This window comes from Streptomyces sp. NPDC008121 (genome assembly GCF_042957155.1).
GTDB lineage: Bacteria > Actinomycetota > Actinomycetes > Streptomycetales > Streptomycetaceae > Streptomyces.
The window spans coordinates 457902-474053 of record NZ_JBIBHT010000007.1; the positions used below are offsets into that span (position 1 = coordinate 457902).

Here is a 16152-nt window from a genome sequence, read left to right on the forward strand (position 1 = left end):
TCGGTCACCAGCCCAGTTCGTCGGCGGTCGTCTCTGCGATGGCGGGCGAGCAGGTCATGCCCCGGCCGCCGGGTCCGGTCACCAGCCACACGCCGTCGCGGACCCGCTGGCGGTGCACGACACGGCTGGTGTCGACGCACTGCGCGTACACGCCGGCCCAGCGGCGCCGAATCCGCGGCAGCGGGCGGCCGAGGAAGGACTCGACCACCCGGGTCAGGTGCTCGTAGGGGTCTTCGAGGGTGTCGAAGGCGAAGGGGTGCTCGTACTCGTGGGTGTCGCCGATGGTCAGCCCGCCGTCGAGCCGCTGCACCATGAGGAGCTGCATCTTGTGGCCGGCGGCCGTCGGGTCCTGCGCCTGCCCCGCGTTCAGCGCGTCGAGCGCCTCGGACGCGTACGCCGGGTAGTAGCGGAAGGAGTCGGCGTCGGCGACGGAGGTGGTGAGCGGCTCGCCGAGCGGGTCGGTCTGCATCATCTGCAGGCGGACGCGGCGGACGGGGACCTCGCCGGCGACCTCCCGGACCAGACCGCCGAGCCAGGCGCCGGTGCACAGCACCACGACGTCGCCGGTGTGGGTCTCGCCCCGGTCGTCGCGCACGGCGTTCTCGCCGACGACGTCCCGGACCTCGCGGTTCGGCAGGAAGGTGTACTTCCCGGAGGCGAGCAGCGCCTCGCGGAGGGCGAGCTGGGCGGTGCGCGGCTCGACGGCCGCGTCCCGCTCGCACCACAGCGCCGCCTCGAACGTGCCGCGCAGGGCGGGGTTGATCTGCCGGGCCTCGTCGGCGGTGACGAGCTTGTAGCCGCGCGCGGCGGCGTCGGGCCGGGCCAGGGCGGCCTCGGCGACGGCCAGTTCGAGCTCGTTGCGCACGGGGGTGAGCGAGCCGATCGCCCGGAAGCCGAGGCGGGGGACCCGGGCGCCGACGCCCTCCCATATCTCGCGGGCGCGCAGGGCCGTGTCCAGCTCCTCTCCGCCCGCGCGGCCGCTGACCCATATCTGGCCGAAGTTGCGGAGGGAGGCCCCGCGGGCCTCGGCCTCGCGCTCGATGTGTACGACCTCGTGGCCGCGTTCCACTGCGTGCCAGGCGTGCATGGTTCCCACCACGCCGGCTCCTACGACGATCACCTTCATGACGGCCACGCTCCTCGGGGTGGGTGACTGGGACGGATCCGTACGGCAACGGGATGGTGAACGGCCCGACAAGGATGGCCTAGACCCGTTACCTTTTTGTTATCGGCATGGGTCGATCGTCGCACGGGGGGCGCGGAGGGTTCAGGGGGCTGCGCTGTCCGTCCGGCCGGGGGTTCAGGTCTGGGGGCCCAGGTGCGCGGTGAAGCTGAAGCGGTCGCCGCGGTAGAGGGTGCGGACGCGCTCCAGCGGACGCCCCGCGGTGTCCCGGGAGACCCGGTGGATCAGCAGCATCGGCAGCGCGGGCGGGGTGCCGATGAGCAGGGCCTCGCGCGGGGTGGCGAGCACCGTCTCGATCCGCTCGTCGGCGCCGCCGAACGCGATCCCGAGCCGTTCGTGGAGATAGGCGTAGAAGGAGGAGTCGGGATCGAACTCGCTGTCCAGACGCGGGGCGCGGGCCTCGGAGACGTACGTGCTCTCCAGACCGACCCGCTCGTCGTCGGCGAGGAGGACACGCTCCATGTGCCAGACGGGTTCGCCGCGTTCCGCCCCGATCTCGGCGGCGAGGGCGTCGGTGCAGGGGAAACGGTCGAGGGAGATGAGCGTACGGCCGGGGCGGCGGCCCTGGCGGCGGACGCCTTCGGTGTAGCTCGCGAGGGAGAGCGGCTGCTCCAGCTTGGGCCCGGCCACGACGGTCCCCCGCCCCTGACGCCGGAGCCGCCCTTCGAGGAGCAGCTCCCGCAGCGCCTGCCGGACGGTCTCGCGGGACACCTCGTAGCGCAGGGCCAGCTCCCGCTCGGTGGGCAGCAGCCCCCCTTCCCCCAACTCGTCGAGCAGCCCGGCGACTTTCGCCTTGACCGCGTAGTACTTGGGGATGCGCCCGTGCTCCGGGATTCCGGAACGGACAGGGGAGTCGGGTGACGGGTCGGTCGAGTAGTCCACCGGCCGATGGTCGCAGACGCGAATGAACGGGCGGGTGTACGGAAGGTGGCCTGCGGGGATCCGCGTGCGGGGGACGGCCCGAACGGGTGAGGGTGATGCCGAGGGGCGCGGGAGCGACGCCGGAGGGGCGGTGGGATGGCGGGCGCGACGCCGGAGGGACGGCGGGAGCGACGCCGGAGGGACGGCGGAGGGAGCCGGTCAGGGGCCGGGACGAGGAGTCGCGGACCGGAGTCAGGAGGGGGTGTCGGTCACGGGGGCGGGCTCCGCCTCCGTGCTCGTACGGCTCCGGCGGCGGGCGGTGGCCGACAGGGCGGCGCCGCTGAGGAGCAGGGCGCCGGAGAGGGGGGCGAGGGTGCGGGCCGGGTCCGGTCCGGGACCTGTGTGGGCGAGTTCGGGGAGCGGGCGGAGCGGCGGGTCGCCGGCCTCGCTCTCGGGCGGGGTGGCGCCGTCCGTCGGTGACACGGAGTGCGAAGGGCCCTCCGTGGGCTGCGGCTTCGTCTCCCGGGGGGCCTCCGGGTCGCCGGGCGGCTTCGTCGCCTCCGGGGTCTCCGTCGCCCTCGGCTCCTCGGTGTCCTCCGGGTCTCCCCCGTCGGCGATGCGGAGGCGGTAGTCGCCCGACTCGCCGACCCAGTCGCCGTCGTCACCGTTGCGCTGCACGACCGCCGCCCGGACCACGACCTCGTTGGGCGCCGCGTCGGCGCGGAAGGAGAGCCGGACCGGCACCGTGACCGTGCGGCCCGCGGGGACGGTGAAGCCGACGAAGTCGGCGATGTCCGCGAAGACTCCGATGTTCTCGTCCTGGTCGGTCCCCTCGAAGGGGACCGGTCGCCAGCGGTCGGCCTCGGAGTCGTGGAACTCCAGGTTGATCTGGGCAGGGGTGAGGGTCCGGTCGCGGTCGGTGAGGGCCAGTACCGGATGGATGCTGTGGCAGGACTCGGTGGTGGTGTTGGTGAGGTCGACGTTCCAGGTCCGGAAGTCGTCGCCGGGTGCGTAGGTGGCGGGCCCGCCGTGGATCCGGGTGTCGAGCGGGAAGTCGGGGTCCGACTCCTTGCCGCAGGTGGGCGGCGTGTCCTGGCGCTGCGGCCCCCCGCCGGGACCGGACCCGGCGTCGGGGGACGGGGCGGGGGGAGAAGTGGGGGCGGGCTTGAGCCGGGGGCCGAAGGGGGTGCCCTCGCCGGACAGCAGGCCCGTACCGGTGCCGGAGAGCAGCCCGGGTCCGGCGTCCGGACCGTCCGAACCGGCCGAACCGTCCGGGCCGGCCGTCGTGCCGGCCCCCGGGCCGGTGTCCGCGGAGACGGCGGGCGGAGCGGCGGCGGGCGCGGGGGCGGCGGTGAGCGCGAGCACGGCGGTGCCGGTCGTCGCCGCGGTCACACCGAGGGCGAGGGCGTTGCGCAGTCGCATGAGCGGGTGCCTTTGCTGCTCGCGGGCGTACGGGACGGCCGCGACGTTGCCACGCGGGCCGGCCCGTGCCCGGGAACGGCACGGCGGACGCGCCCGTACGACCCGGGCAATCCGCCCGATCAGCCTATTTTCCGATGAGTGAAGAGCGCGGAGAGGATGAGCTGGGCCGCACCCTCGGCGACCGTGTGCGGGGTGCCCGCGACGGAGACCGGGACGGGCAGGCCGAGCCCGGCGAGCACCCGGTGGGCGCCGTCGGCGAACGCGTCCGGGGCGGCCAGGACGGACCGGCCCCCGAGGAGGACGCGGTCGATGTCCAGCAGCCGGACGAGGTTCGCCGCGCCGGTCCCGAGGATCCGCGCGGCTTCGGCGAGGTCCCCCGCACCCACGGCCGCCAGGCACAGGACCTCCAGACAGCCGCGGCCGCCGCAGCCGCACGGGGGCCCGTCGAGCAGCACGGTCTGGTGCCCGAACTCCCCGGCCCCGGTCCGCGCCCCCCGCAGCGGCCGGCCGCCGAGGACGAGTCCGGCGCCGAGCCCCGTACCGAGGTGGACGTAGGCGAACGAGTCGGCGGTGGGCGAGCGGAGCGCGAGGCCGAGCGCGGCGGCGTTGGTGTCCTTGTCGAGCTCGACGGGCATCCCGAGCCGCCGCGCCAGCTCGTCCCGGAGGGGGTAGCCGTCCCACTCGGGAAACCCGGTGACACGGCCGGGCACGCCGGTGAGGTGGTCGAGGGGACCGGGCATGGCTACCCCGGCCCCGATGACGGCCGGCGCCACCGCCCACCCGCCACCGCCGCCCTGCCCGCCCTCGGCGTGGCGGCCGCCGGGGTTCCCGGCCCCGATGACGGCCGGCGCCACCGCCCACCCGCGACCGCCGCCCTGCCCGCCCTCAGCGTGGCGGCCGCCGGGGCTCCCGGCCCCGCCGTCGGCCTCCTCCGCGCCGTCGGCGCCGTGGCCCTCATCCGCGTCGTGGCCCTCGTCGGCGCCCTTGCCCTCGTCGGCCCCGTGACCCTCGTCCTCGTCCTGGCTCGGGCCGCTGGAGCGGAGGGCCGAGACCTCGTGCTCGATGGCGTCCAGGACCGCGTCCGGCCCCGCCCCCAGGTCGAGCGGGGTGCGCCGGGTGGCGACGCGGGTGCCGGCGAGGTCGAGCAGGACGGCGGTGAGTTCGTCGCGGTCGAGGTGGACACCGATCGCGTACGCCGCCGAGGGGACCAGGCACAGCACCGTACGGCGCTTCCCGCCCGTCGACGCGCGGTGGCCGGCCTCCCGTGCCATGCCGTCCGCCCGCAGCCGCGCCGTGATCTTGCTGACGGCCTGCGGGGTGAGCCCGGTCCGCTCGGCCAGCTCCAGCCGGCTGATCCCGTCCTCGCCCGCCGCGCGCAGCAGGTCGAGCACGAGGGCGGCGTTGTGGCTGCGCAGGGCGGGGAGGTTCACACCGATCACCGCCGGGGCGGACCCGCGCGAGGCCGCCGAAGCCCTCTCCGCCGCGGACCTCCGCGAGGCTGCGGAAGCCCCTTCGGCTGCCGCCGGCTCGGGCCTCCGCGCCTCGGCCCGAGCCGTCTCCGGCGTCGTCACCCTCCTCGTCACCGCCCCACGCGTCGCCGCCGCGCGGCTCCCGCTCTCCCGCTGCTCCACGTGCCCGTTCTCCCTCTCCACCCGCCCATTGTCCCCCCTGCTTGCACTTTGGCAACAGCGTTGCTTAAGTGGGAGGCATGACTGGCACCGGCCCCCGCACCCCCCTCCGCGTCGGACTCGTCGGCTACGGCCTCGCGGGCTCCGTCTTTCACGCCCCGCTGATCACCGCCACCGAGGGCCTGACCCTCGACACGGTCACGACCGGCAACCCCGAGCGCCAGGAGCAGGCCCGGGCCGCGTACCCGGGCGTCCGGGTCGCCGACTCCCCCGACGAGCTGTGGGCGCGGGCGGACGAGCTCGATCTGATCGTCGTCGCCTCCCCCAACAAGACGCACGTCCCCGTCGCGACCGCCGCCCTCAAGGCCGGCCTCCCCGTCGTCGTCGACAAACCGATCGCCGGCACCGCCGCCGAGGCGCGCGAACTCGCCGCCCTCGCCGACGAGCGGGGCCTGCTCCTCTCCGTCTTCCAGAACCGCCGCTGGGACAACGACTTCCGTACGCTCCGCACGCTCCTCGCGGACGGCGACCTGGGCGACGTGCAGCGCTTTGAATCCCGTTTCGAGCGCTGGCGCCCACAGCTCAAGGGCGGCTGGCGCGAATCCGGCGCCCCGGAGGAGATCGGCGGCCTGCTCTACGACCTCGGCAGCCACGTCGTCGACCAGGCCCTGGTCCTCTTCGGCCCGGTCGCGGCCGTCTACGCCGAGTCGGACGTCCGCCGCCCGGGCGCGGAGGCCGACGACGACACGTTCCTCGCCCTCACCCACGCGAACGGCGTCCGCTCCCACCTGTACGTGAGCGCCACGACCGCGCAACTCGGTCCGCGTTTCCGGGTCCTGGGCTCCCGCGCCGGCTTCGTGAAGTACGGGCTCGACCTGCAGGAGGCCGCGCTGCGCGAAGGGCTCCGCCCGGCGCCCGGCACGCCCTGGGGCGTGGAGCCGGAGTCGCTGTGGGGCACGCTCGGGGCGGGGGAGTCCCCGCTGACCGCCGGCGGGACCCCGGTCGAGACCCTGCCGGGCGACTACCCGGCGTACTACACGGCCGTCGCCGCCGCCCTGCGCGGAACCGGGGACAACCCGGTCACCGCGCTGGAGGCCGCGGCCACGCTCGACGTCCTGGAGGCGGCGAAGCGGTCCGCCCGCGAGGGAAGCACGGTGACGCTGTGAGCGACGAGATCGCGGAACTGGAGGCACAGCAGGCCCTGCTGGCCCTCCGTCACTTCACGTACGACGACGCCTGGACGCTCGGCACCCTCCTCGTCGAACTGGCCCGCGAGCGCCACGCCCCGGTCGCGATCGACATCCGGCGCGGCGCGCAGCAGCTCTTCCACTGCGCCCTGCCGGGTTCCAGCGCGGACAACGACGCCTGGATCGACCGCAAGCGCAGGGTCGTCGAGCGGTACGGCGAGAGCTCGTTCCTGGTCGGCGCCCGTTTCCGCGCCAAGGGAACGACGTTCGAACAGTCCTCCCGGCTGGACCCCGACCGGTACGCCGCCCACGGCGGTTCCTTCCCGATCACGGTCGAGGGCGCGGGCGTGATCGGCTCGGTGACGGTCTCGGGCCTCCCGCAGGCCGAGGACCACGCCCTGGTCGTCGAGGCCCTGGAACGACTGAAGGGGGCGCCGGGGCGGCTGTGATCCGGGCGTGGGGGCGGGAGGGCGGGCCCCGGGGCGGGAGCCCGCCTGGCTCCCGCCCCACGGTTCGCCTGCGTCCCCCGCAGGCTCATCGGACCAGGGGGCAGGGTCAGGCGTCCTTGAGTTCCTGCCGCTGGCGGCCCAGGCCCTCGATCTCCAGCTCCACCACGTCCCCTGCCCGCAGGTACGGCTTCGGATCCGGTTGGCCCATCGCGACGCCCGCCGGCGTACCGGTGTTGATGATGTCGCCCGGGTACAGCGTCATGAACCGGCTGACGTACCGCACGACCTCCGCGACCGGGAAGATCTGGTCGGACGTGTGGCCGTCCTGCTTCAGTTCGCCGTTCACCCACAGCTTGAGCCCGAGCGCCTGCGGGTCCGGCACCTCGTCGGCGGTGACCAGCCACGGCCCCAGCGGGTTGAACGTCTCGCAGTTCTTCCCCTTGTCCCAGGTGCCGCCGCGCTCGATCTGGAACTCGCGCTCCGAGACGTCGTGAGCGACCGCGTACCCCGCGACGTGCGCGAGCGCCTGCTCGTCCGTCTCCACATAACGGGCGGTCCGGCCGATGACGATGGCGAGTTCGACCTCCCAGTCCGTTTTCACGCTGTCGCGCGGTACGAGCACGGTGTCGTCCGGCCCGACGACCGTGTCGGCGGCTTTGAGGAAGACGACCGGCTCGGCGGGGGTCGCCGCGCCCGTCTCCGCGGCGTGGCCGTGGTAGTTCAGCCCGATGCACACGACCTTGCCGATCCGGCCGACGGGCGGCCCGATCCGCAGCCCGGTCGCGTCGAGCGCGGGCAGCACGCCCGCACCGGCGGCGGCGCGGATCCGTTCGAGCGCGGACCCGTCGGCGAGCAGCCCTCCGTCGATGTCGTCGACCAGCGCGGACAGGTCGCGGAGCGTTCCGTCCTGGTCGAGCAGGGCGGGACGCTCGGCGCCCGCCGGCCCGACACGCAGCAGCTTCATGGTCTTCTCCCTGTGGTCGAGGTGGGCCCGGGGCGGGCCCCGGTGGCCCCGGCCGATGGAGTGCGGCCATCGGAGGATTGGTCGATCCTCCAAGAGATCCGACCACTCTGCAATACCCCGTTCACAACCTGGACCCTTACTCGACGGTAGGCAGGTCCTCGGGCGGCGGAGGGGAGCGCCGCGACCGCGGCACTCCCCGCCGCGCTGTGTGCCGCGATTCAGAACAGCAGGGCGCGCTCCACGACGGTCCAGGTGGTGCTGGTGACGATGTACAGCGCGGCGGCGAGCGGCACCACGGCGACGGTGACGAGGGTGCCGAACGCCAACAGCGGCATGACCTTGGCGAACGCGCCCGCGCCCGGCCCCTCGGGCAGGAAGGCCGCGGTCTCGGCCATCTGCCGCTTCGTGCGGCGGTAGCTGAACGTGGCCACGGCGGCGACGAACGCGAAGAGCGCGACGTACACGAGTCCGGCGGGCCCCAGCAGGCCGCCGTCGGTGAGCGCGTCGGCCCAGCGGTCGCCGAGCGGTGCGGCGAAGAGGCTGTGCCCGGCCATCCGGTCACCGGCGAAGAGGTAGTACATCAGGAGGAAGGCCGGGAGCTGGAGCAGGCTGGGCAGCATCCCGGAGAACGGCGAGACGTTCTCGCGGGCGTGCAGCGCGCCGATCTCCTCGCGCAGCCGCTCGGGATTCCGGGCGTGCTTGGTGCGCAGCGCCGCGAGCTGCGGTGCGAGGCGGGTACGGGCCTTCTGGCCGCGGGCGGCGGCCCGCGAGAGGGGGTGGATCGCCAGCCGTACGAGCGCGGTGAAGAGGACGATCGCGGCGGCGGTCGCGGCGGTCGCGAAGAGCGGCTGGAGAAGGTCGGCGAGCTGCTCGACCAGGGTGGCGAAAACGGACATGGGAGCCCTCCGAGGGGTCTCGTCGTGCCGGTGAGAAGGAGAAAACGCTCAGCGGGACGGACCGCGGGGAGAGGCACCGCACGGCGTACGGACACCTCGGCGTGTACGCGTACGAGAAGACGTACGAGACGTACGGGACCTAAGGGTGCCGGTATGGATGTGCCGGTACGGATGTGCCGGTACGGATGTGCCGGTACGGATTCCTCTACGCGACCGCGGCCGTCGGGAGGGAACGGCCGGGCGCCCGGGGCCTGCGGCGGCCCGAGGCGTCGGGATCGCGCTGCGGCAGGAAGGCGGTGCGGTGCTCGCGGTCGCGGAGGGCGGTGCGCACGCGCGTCGGGGGCACGGCGGGGACCGTACGAGAGCCGAGGAGCGTGTGGACGACGGCCGCGGCGGCGAGGGCGACGGCGGCGGGGACGGCGGCGCCGTCGGAGAGGAGCAGGTCGGCGTGGGCGAGGAGGAAGAAGAGGGGCGCGATGACGCGCAGGGCCAGGCCCTGGACCATTTCCCCCACCCCCTGACGCGTCGCATCCCCGCTGATCCACGGACGGGCGGCGGTCTTGCGCGGGCCGCCCCGCCTCTCAGCGCTACAGACGATCGTTATACCCGATCGGTTCCCAGGGGCGCGAGGAGCCGGCGCGGCGCGAGGAGGGCCCGGCCGACCGGATCGGACGGGTCCGGATCGAGCCCGGCGCCGGGCCGCATCTCGACGTCGGCCGGCGGGACGGGGACGCCGCAGGCGGGGCATTCGCCGTACGAGCCGAGTTCGGTGCCGCAGTCGGCGTGGTGGAAGTGGCGTACGGGAAGGGCTCCGGGCACCTCGTCCCGCCCCCACCGGGACAGCGAGCGCAGGACCGGCCAGAGGGCGAGCCCCCGGTCGGTGAGCACGTACTCGTCGCGCGGCGGCGACTCCTGGTAGCGGCGCTTGTCCAGGACGCCGGCCTCGACGAGGGCCTGGAGGCGGGCGGCGAGGACGGCGCGGGGCGCGCCGAGATGGACGAGGAAGTCGTTGTAGCGGCGCACGCCGTAGAAGGCGTCGCGGACGACGAGCAGGGTCCAGCGTTCGCCGACGACTTCGAGGGCGCGGGCGATGGAGCAGTGCTGCGCGGAGTAGTCCTTGCCGAGGGCCATGGAGCCGAGTGTACGCGCAGTCGGTTCATTGAACGAACCTATGTGGTAGCGTGTGAGTTCATTCACCGAACCGAGGCCGTACGCAGGTCATCCCGATGTCTGGCGAGGTCCGCCATGCCCCAGCCCGCCCGCGCATCCGCCGACACTTCCTCGTCCACCGCGCCCGTGCCGGCACGGGTCTCCCCTCCTGGCGAGTTGCGGCCGCGGCGCCGGGGCGCGAACCCCCGGCCCGGCGTCACGCTCGCGGTCACCAGCGCCGCCACGACCGTCACGCTGATGAACTACACGGCCCCGATGCTCACCCTCCCGGCCATGTCGGCGGCCTTCGGCACCCCCGCCTCCGCCCAGGCGTGGCTGCTCAACGGCACCCCGCTCGGCCTCGCCGTCTTCCTCCTCGTCACCGGCAGCCTCGCCGACGACCACGGCCGGCGGCGCGTCTTCCTGCTCGGCACCCTGGCGCTCGGCCTGACCACCGGGCTCGGCGCGTTCGCGCCCTCCACGCTCACGTTCACCCTGGCCCGGGTCGCCCAGGGCGCGGCGAGCGCGGCCGTCCTGGCGGGCAGCCTCGGGCTGCTGGCCCACGCCTTCCCGTCGGGCCCGCGGCGCGTGCGGGCGACGGGCGTCTGGGGCGCGTTCGTGAGCGCGGGCATCGCGCTCGGCCCGCTGCTCGCGGGCGCGCTGAGCACGATCGACTGGCGGCTCGCGTACGAGGTGCCGGCGCTCGGCGCCCTCGCGGTCGCCGCGCTGGGCGCCCGTGCCCTCACCGAATCCCGAGCGCCGCGCGGCGGCCGGCCCGACATCGCCGGGGCCCTCGCCCTCGGCCTGGCGCTCGCCGCCCTGCTCACCGCGCTCACCCTGGGCCGGGACGGCTGGCTGCGGGTCCCCGTGGGCCTGCTGCTGCTCGGCGCGGTCGTGTGCACGGCGGTCTTCGCGGCGGTCGAGCGCCGGAGCCGTACCCCGATGATCGACCCGGCACTGCTGCGCCGCCCCGCGTTCCTCGCGGCCACCTCCGGAGCGCTGTTCACCGGCCTGGCGGTGATCGGCCTGTTCAGCTGCCTGCCCGCGATCCTCCAGGGCGGGACGGGGATGTCGCCGCTGGGAGCGGCGTGGCTGTTCGTGATCTGGTCGGGCACGGCGTTCCTGGTGGCGCTCCAGGCCCGCCGACTCGCGGGCCGGCTCGCGGCCCACCACCAGCTGGCGGTCGGTTTCGTGCTCTCCACGGCGGGCGTCCTCGGGCTCCTCGGCTCCCTCGACGGGGACGGCCCGTGGGCGCGCATGCTGCCGGGCCTCTTCGTGGCGGGCGTCGGCAGCGGCCTCCTGAACGCGGCCCTGCCGCGCCTCGCCGTCGACTCCGTACCGCCGGAGCGGGCCGCGATGGGATCCGGGGCGAACAACACCGCCCGCTACATCGGGTCGGCGGCGGGGGTCTCCCTGACGATCGCGCTGTCGCCCGCCGGGCCGGACACCGCGCTGGTGGTGGCGGCGGTGCTGGGGCTGGCGGGGGCGGTGGTGACGGTGGGCGTGGCCCGCCCGCGCCCCGGCCGGCCGAGCTGACGCCCCGCGCCGCCCTTCGGCGATCACTCCGACCGGACGAGCTTCGCCCACACGATCAGGCGGTACGTCGAGCTGAACTCGGGGGTGCAGGTGGTGAGGGTGAGGTAGGAGCCGGGCGAGGAGTAGCCGTACGAGGGCTTGACCAGGGACCGGGGCACGGGCGCGATGACTCCGGTGTCCCGCGGGGCCGTCCGCGGCAGCACCTGGTCGACGCGGTAGACGTACTCCCGCTCCCGGGTCCGTACGGTGATCTCGTCCCCGGCCCGGAGCCGGTTGATGTACCGGAAGGGTTCGCCGTGGGTATTGCGGTGTCCGGCGAGCGCGAAGTTCCCGGGGCGGCCGGGCGCGGCGGTACGGGGGTAGTGGCCGACGTACCCCCGGTCGAGGACGGACCGCTTGCCGATGCCGCGGGCGACGGGGGCGGTGAGGCCGATGCGCGGGATGCGCAGGACGGCGTAGGCGGCGGAGCCGGCCGGCGGCGCAGAGCGATCATCCGGGGCGCCCGCCACGGGAGGGGACGCGGCCGCCGACGGCTCCCCGGCGGCGGGCTCCTCCGGTGCGGGCTCGGGCCCGGCCTCGGGCCGGACCTCGGGCCAGGCATCGGGTGATCCCTCCCACTCCCGCTCCAGGGCGCGGACCTGCTCGGTGGCCTCGGCACGGGCCTGCTGGTTGGTCCACCAGAGCTGATGGACGACGAGGAGGAGGATGACGACACCGCAGGTGACGACGGCCTCGGCGCACACCCACAGCACCCGGGCGGGGCCGGCGCGCACCCCGCTCGTCTGGACGACCACCGGCACTCTCGTACGCACCCTGTCCCGCACGCCGGGCACGATAGGCGCTGACGCGCCAACTCTCCAGGGGTGCACAGCAGTACGGTATTCATCATGCGCCCCGACACGCCTGCCGATCACGCCACCGAAGCCGAGCGCCTGCTGCGCACCGCCGAGCGGTACCCGCAGGACCGGGAACCGCTGCTCCTGAGGGCGGCGGCCCACCTCGAACTGTCGGGCGACCGCGCCCGCGCGACGACCCTGTACGACACCCTGCTCTCGTCCGGGCCGTCGGACCCGCACCTGATCAGGGCGCTGAAGGCGGCGAACCTCTGGGAGTACGGCCACGAGGCGGAGGCCCGCGCGGTCATCGAGGGCGTGCGCACGTCGGCGCCCGAGGACGCGGAGCCGTGGGAGATCGTGGCCGAGACGCTGGAGACGCACGACGAGCTGGAGCAGTCGGAGGCGGTCTTCACGGAGGCGGCGACCCTGCTGCTGGGCTCCGGGCGGGGTTCCGACGAGATCCCGCACGCCACCCAGTCCCTCCTGAAGTCCCGCCACCGGGTCCGCAGAATGCTGGCGCTCCCCCACGACGACTGGGACATGCTGGCGGACACGGTCCACACGGCGGACGTCCCCCTGGACGAACTCCACGACCCCAAGCGCCTGTGGTCCCTGGGCTCCTCGGACCCGGCCGAACTCCAGGCCGAGATCGCCCGCCTCCGCGCCGAACTGGGCTCGTACCGCACGGCCCTCTCCCGCCCGTTCCCGGTGGCGGTCCTCCACTGGCCGGAGGCGGAACTGGACGAGCTCCTCGCGGCTTACCCGGAACTCGAATCCGAGTACCCCACCTACCGCGCCCACCTCACGGACATCGAGGCCTCCCTCCGCGAACTCTCCCAGGCGGGCACCCCCAATCTCGGCATCGTCCCGGCCACGGTCCCCTCCTACGAAGCCTTCGCCGCCTCCGAGGCCTCCTCCCCGTCGAACGCGGACCTCCTCCCCCAATACGCCACCACCCTGGCGGCCCGCGGCCGCGCGACCCCTTGGCCGCCGGCACGGGCGGGGGCGTGCTGGTGCGGCTCGGGGAGGACGTACGGGGAGTGCCACGGCTCAGATAATTGATCTCTGTCACATAGACGCCGAAAGAGCCAGGAATTGATGCCCGATCAGACGCTTCCGCTCGACATCTTTGCTGCACAGAACGTCGTCAGCCTGCCGAAACCGCGGGGAGGCGAAGATGATCACTTTGCAGCCGTTGCAGAATGGCTGCAGTCCATTCCGCTAGAGAAGACGATCGGCGCATGCCTTCGGCAGGCAATCGACGAGGTGCTGGATGGTCAGCGAACAGGACGGTTCGACGTTGACGATCTAGAGAAGACAGAGAAGACGTATCTGGGCACCAAGGTCGAGATCATCATCCGCAGCGCGCTCGGGCTCAAAAAGGGGCCACGAATGGACTATCTCATCCAAGGCCGCGAAGTCGATTCGAAATTCACAATCGGCAAGTACTGGACAATCCCCCGGGAAGCGGACGGGCACATCTGTCTGCTGACATCGGCTGACGACCACGATTCCGTATTCCGCGTAGGTATCGTGCGCATCAATAACAGCATTCTCAACCTCGGCGAGAACAGAGACGGAAAACGAACACTGTCCGCCGCCGGCCGTCAGGCCGTCAGGTGGCTTGTTCCTGAGGGAAAGCTCCCGACGAACATTCTGATGGGACTTCCCGAACAGGACCGCGTCGCCATCTTTGCCGCTTCTGACGGTTACCGGGGACACGGTAACGGCGGCCAGTTGCGCACCAATGAGCTTTTCCGTCGCGTCCAGAGAAAAGCTGTAGACCGAAACACAGTGCTGACCGTAGCCCGCCAGGACGACAGCCCTAAGCGCGTACGTGACGCACGCAAAAAGTTGCGCCTCGAAGGAATCATTATCCTGGGCCACCAGAGCAGCCATCCACGGATCGCCAGAGACCTCCACCTCACCGTGCCCGAAAAGGGTTCCTGGATCGCTGCAAAGGTCACGAAGGTGACATCCTCGTGCGATCGCCCGAAGACCGAGATTGATGGCGAGCTCTACGCGATCGCCGTCACCGGCGAGACAGCTGAAGCGCCAGGAACCTATTAAGGCCACATCCGGATGCCCCGCCCCTCAAGCGACAACACCCCAGAGCCGGCTGAATGGACCCCACCGCCCGGTTCCTGGGCGTCCACGGCCGCCCGGCGCCGCAACATGCAAGCGATCCGGAGCCGGGACACCAAGCCAGAGCAGCTGGTCCGGCGACTTCTGCACGCACGAGGCCTTCGCTATCGTGTAGCCGCCAAGCCTCTGCCTGCTCTCCGGCGTACGGCGGACATTGTGTTCCGGCCCGTGAAGGTGGCTGTTTTCATCGATGGCTGCTACTGGCATGGGTGCCCCGCGCACTACGTGCCACCCAAAACCAATCCCGGCTACTGGTCTGACAAAGTCGCCCGGAACGTGGCCCGCGACCGGGACACCGATCAGCGTCTATTGGAAGCGGGTTGGACGGTCCTCAGGTTTTGGGAACACGAAGCTTCCGAGGAGTGCGCCGCACGCATCGCGGCCGAGGTCGAAAAGCACCGTGCCCTTGCACGGGGCAAGGGCACGGTCGAAGCCGAAGAAACCAGTGATCAGGAGCTCTGAGCGTCCCGCTCGCGGGCTGCCTTCAGGACGTCCATGATCGACCTTCCCACAGCCTCGGCTACCGGCGGCGGGAAGGCGTTTCCCACCTGCCGGTACTGAGCCGTCTTGCCACCGTCGAAGATCCAGTCCTTCGGAAAGCCCTGGATAATAGCCGCCTGTTCGACGGTCAGCATGGGCCCTTCGGGGCGGAAGAGGTCACGCTCCTCAGACCCCTTCTCCTTGCACCTCTTGATGTCGTTGGCCACGCCGAGGCCCGAGACGCCCAGCTGCCTCCAGGCAGCCTTGGCCCGGCTCGGGCCGAGATCGGCGCCCCCGTGCTTCTTGGAGCCCCCTACGAGCGTGGGTGCGATTCCGGCACTGCCCTTGACCTTCAACTCCTCGTGGCGCTCTGTGGCCTTCGCGTACCAGCGCTCAAAGGCAGCCCTCGCGTCTCGGTCACGCGGCCCGTCGTAGTACGCCTCGTATCGCGCGCGCATCGACTCCTCTAGCGCCTCCACGACGCTCACTGCATCCTCGTGCGTTGGCGTCGGCCACTCGTACTTCAAGTCCCCCTTCGCGCTTTTCAGGACGTCCTCACGAATGGCGACGAGAATCGCCCGCGGCCGAAGCTGCGGAACACCGAAGTTGCTGGCCTCCAGCAGTCCCCAGTGGCACACGACGTAACCGAGCCCCTTGTCCTCAACGAGAGAGCCGTCCTCTTCGCGATATGTGCCACTTTGCAACCTGGCCTTGATGAAGTCCCGGTAGTCCGAGAACTTGGGGTCCAGGATCCCGCGCACGTTCTCGATCATGACGGCGCGGGGCCTCAGCTCGGCCACGAGATCGAGCATCCGCGGAAAGAGGTCACGCTCATCTGACTTTCCGAGCTGTTTGCCCGCATGGGAGAAGGGCGGGCATGGCACGCCGCCCGCCAGGAGATCCAGCTCCTTGGATTTGAGGAGCCGCCCGGCCCGCTGCACGTCCCTCAACGGCTCGAAGCCGTTCACGTCTCCGTGCTTGAGGTCACAGTGCTGCTTCTCCCACGCCCAGTCGGGCCGCGAGTCAATGTTCCGACGCAGCGTCTCCGCCGCATGCTTGTCGATCTCCACGAGCGCAAGGTGCCTGAACCCGGCGGCATGCAGCCCAATGGCCTGCCCGCCAGCTCCAGCACAGATCTCGATTGAAGTGAACTCCGCCTCAGTGCTGGTCATGCACCCTCCTTTGACCGCGTACCTCGCTGGCGCTTCGTTCGCCAGTCACAACAGAGAGTGACAGGCCGCACTGACAGCGCCCCCATAGTGTGCGTCATTCCGAAGCACCCTCAGTCACTCCACACCAACAGGGAACACTTGTACGGTCAGCGGGATGGTGCAAATCTCGCGGGCAGCGGCGAGCTGCGACCTCCATGCGCGCTCGGCATGCAGGGCAACTGGCGTGAGTTGCTGCAGAACAACG

16 protein-coding genes are annotated in these 16152 nt (G+C 72.4%); 6 read left to right on the top strand and 10 right to left on the bottom strand.

The genetic code is table 11. From position 1 onward, the window contains the following. Positions 1-4: 4 nt before the first annotated feature. From ACFZBD_RS24675 to ACFZBD_RS24690, 4 genes are all read right to left on the bottom strand, one after another. A complete protein-coding gene (locus ACFZBD_RS24675) occupies positions 5-1126 on the bottom strand; it encodes a TIGR03364 family FAD-dependent oxidoreductase (RefSeq protein ID WP_391143146.1) in 1122 nt (373 codons plus the stop codon). Positions 1127-1300: 174 nt separating this feature from the next. Further along, positions 1301-2065, bottom strand: a complete 765-nt coding sequence (locus ACFZBD_RS24680) for a UTRA domain-containing protein (protein WP_391143149.1) — start codon at positions 2063-2065, stop codon at positions 1301-1303. 231 nt (positions 2066-2296) lie between these two features. Beyond that, the gene (locus ACFZBD_RS24685) at positions 2297-3466 is read right to left on the bottom strand and encodes a hypothetical protein (RefSeq protein ID WP_391143152.1); all 1170 of its coding nucleotides are present in this window, start codon (positions 3464-3466) and stop codon (positions 2297-2299) included. Positions 3467-3585: 119 nt separating this feature from the next. Continuing rightward, positions 3586-4905, bottom strand: a complete 1320-nt coding sequence (locus ACFZBD_RS24690) for an ROK family protein (protein WP_391143156.1) — start codon at positions 4903-4905, stop codon at positions 3586-3588. Positions 4906-5174: 269 nt separating this feature from the next. Here ACFZBD_RS24690 and ACFZBD_RS24695 point away from each other — a divergent pair, with 269 nt between their 5' ends. Together ACFZBD_RS24695 and ACFZBD_RS24700 are read left to right on the top strand one after the other, a co-directional pair. Next, a complete protein-coding gene (locus ACFZBD_RS24695; RefSeq protein ID WP_391143159.1) occupies positions 5175-6260 on the top strand; it encodes a Gfo/Idh/MocA family oxidoreductase in 1086 nt (361 codons plus the stop codon). Next, positions 6257-6730: a heme-degrading domain-containing protein gene (locus tag ACFZBD_RS24700; RefSeq protein WP_391143163.1), complete on the top strand. Its 474-nt coding sequence runs from the start codon at positions 6257-6259 to the stop codon at positions 6728-6730. The genes ACFZBD_RS24695 and ACFZBD_RS24700 overlap by 4 nt, the downstream gene beginning before the upstream one ends. A 106-nt stretch (positions 6731-6836) precedes the next feature. Here ACFZBD_RS24700 and ACFZBD_RS24705 read toward each other — a convergent pair whose 3' ends face one another. The 4 genes from ACFZBD_RS24705 to ACFZBD_RS24720 form a co-directional block, all read right to left on the bottom strand. Continuing rightward, entirely contained in the window at positions 6837-7694 is an 858-nt protein-coding gene (locus ACFZBD_RS24705; RefSeq protein WP_391143166.1) for a fumarylacetoacetate hydrolase family protein, read from the bottom strand. Between the two features lie 218 nt (positions 7695-7912). After that, entirely contained in the window at positions 7913-8590 is a 678-nt protein-coding gene (locus ACFZBD_RS24710) for a membrane protein insertase YidC (protein ID WP_391143169.1), read from the bottom strand. Positions 8591-8795: 205 nt separating this feature from the next. Beyond that, complete coding sequence (locus tag ACFZBD_RS24715; RefSeq protein WP_391143172.1) at positions 8796-9095, bottom strand: DUF6412 domain-containing protein; 300 nt, start codon at positions 9093-9095, stop codon at positions 8796-8798. Positions 9096-9190: 95 nt separating this feature from the next. Continuing rightward, the gene (locus ACFZBD_RS24720) at positions 9191-9721 is read right to left on the bottom strand and encodes a winged helix-turn-helix transcriptional regulator (protein ID WP_391143174.1); all 531 of its coding nucleotides are present in this window, start codon (positions 9719-9721) and stop codon (positions 9191-9193) included. Between the two features lie 114 nt (positions 9722-9835). On the opposite strand from ACFZBD_RS24720, the gene ACFZBD_RS24725 reads away from it, so the two are divergent. Then, entirely contained in the window at positions 9836-11275 is a 1440-nt protein-coding gene (locus tag ACFZBD_RS24725; protein WP_391143177.1) for an MFS transporter, read from the top strand. Positions 11276-11298: 23 nt separating this feature from the next. Here the strand turns inward: ACFZBD_RS24725 and ACFZBD_RS24730 are convergent, their stop codons facing one another. After that, a complete protein-coding gene (locus ACFZBD_RS24730) occupies positions 11299-12099 on the bottom strand; it encodes a class E sortase (RefSeq protein WP_391143180.1) in 801 nt (266 codons plus the stop codon). Positions 12100-12162: 63 nt separating this feature from the next. Between ACFZBD_RS24730 and ACFZBD_RS24735 the strand changes: the two genes are divergently transcribed. Genes ACFZBD_RS24735 through ACFZBD_RS24745 form a run of 3 tightly spaced genes read left to right on the top strand, consistent with a single transcriptional unit; the run spans position 12163 to position 14718 of the window. Beyond that, positions 12163-13173: an SEC-C metal-binding domain-containing protein gene (locus ACFZBD_RS24735; RefSeq protein WP_391143183.1), complete on the top strand. Its 1011-nt coding sequence runs from the start codon at positions 12163-12165 to the stop codon at positions 13171-13173. 36 nt (positions 13174-13209) lie between these two features. Beyond that, on the top strand, positions 13210-14181 hold the full coding sequence (locus ACFZBD_RS24740; RefSeq protein ID WP_391143186.1) for a NaeI family type II restriction endonuclease: 972 nt from the start codon (positions 13210-13212) through the stop codon (positions 14179-14181). Positions 14182-14193: 12 nt separating this feature from the next. After that, positions 14194-14718 (top strand): DNA mismatch endonuclease Vsr, encoded by a 525-nt coding sequence (locus ACFZBD_RS24745; protein ID WP_391143189.1) that lies wholly within the window; start codon positions 14194-14196, stop codon positions 14716-14718. Here the strand turns inward: ACFZBD_RS24745 and ACFZBD_RS24750 are convergent. Then, a complete protein-coding gene (locus ACFZBD_RS24750) occupies positions 14706-15908 on the bottom strand; it encodes a DNA (cytosine-5-)-methyltransferase (protein ID WP_391143191.1) in 1203 nt (400 codons plus the stop codon). The two genes, ACFZBD_RS24745 and ACFZBD_RS24750, sit on opposite strands and share 13 nt — an antisense overlap. Positions 15909-16152 lie beyond the last annotated feature (244 nt).

What these genes read in the sequence shown, in the direction of transcription:
- ACFZBD_RS24675 (WP_391143146.1), bottom strand. Translation starts at nt 1,126, where the DNA reads ATGAAGGTGATCGTCGTAGGAGCCGGCGTGGTGGGAACCATGCACGCC.
- ACFZBD_RS24685 (WP_391143152.1), bottom strand. Translation starts at nt 3,466, where the DNA reads ATGCGACTGCGCAACGCCCTCGCCCTCGGTGTGACCGCGGCGACGACC.
- ACFZBD_RS24695 (WP_391143159.1), top strand. Translation starts at nt 5,175, where the DNA reads ATGACTGGCACCGGCCCCCGCACCCCCCTCCGCGTCGGACTCGTCGGC.
- ACFZBD_RS24705 (WP_391143166.1), bottom strand. Translation starts at nt 7,694, where the DNA reads ATGAAGCTGCTGCGTGTCGGGCCGGCGGGCGCCGAGCGTCCCGCCCTG.
- ACFZBD_RS24710 (WP_391143169.1), bottom strand. Translation starts at nt 8,590, where the DNA reads ATGTCCGTTTTCGCCACCCTGGTCGAGCAGCTCGCCGACCTTCTCCAG.
- ACFZBD_RS24715 (WP_391143172.1), bottom strand. Translation starts at nt 9,095, where the DNA reads ATGGTCCAGGGCCTGGCCCTGCGCGTCATCGCGCCCCTCTTCTTCCTC.
- ACFZBD_RS24720 (WP_391143174.1), bottom strand. Translation starts at nt 9,721, where the DNA reads ATGGCCCTCGGCAAGGACTACTCCGCGCAGCACTGCTCCATCGCCCGC.
- ACFZBD_RS24725 (WP_391143177.1), top strand. Translation starts at nt 9,836, where the DNA reads ATGCCCCAGCCCGCCCGCGCATCCGCCGACACTTCCTCGTCCACCGCG.
- ACFZBD_RS24735 (WP_391143183.1), top strand. Translation starts at nt 12,163, where the DNA reads ATGCGCCCCGACACGCCTGCCGATCACGCCACCGAAGCCGAGCGCCTG.
- ACFZBD_RS24740 (WP_391143186.1), top strand. Translation starts at nt 13,210, where the DNA reads ATGCCCGATCAGACGCTTCCGCTCGACATCTTTGCTGCACAGAACGTC.
- ACFZBD_RS24745 (WP_391143189.1), top strand. Translation starts at nt 14,194, where the DNA reads ATGCCCCGCCCCTCAAGCGACAACACCCCAGAGCCGGCTGAATGGACC.
- ACFZBD_RS24750 (WP_391143191.1), bottom strand. Translation starts at nt 15,908, where the DNA reads ATGACCAGCACTGAGGCGGAGTTCACTTCAATCGAGATCTGTGCTGGA.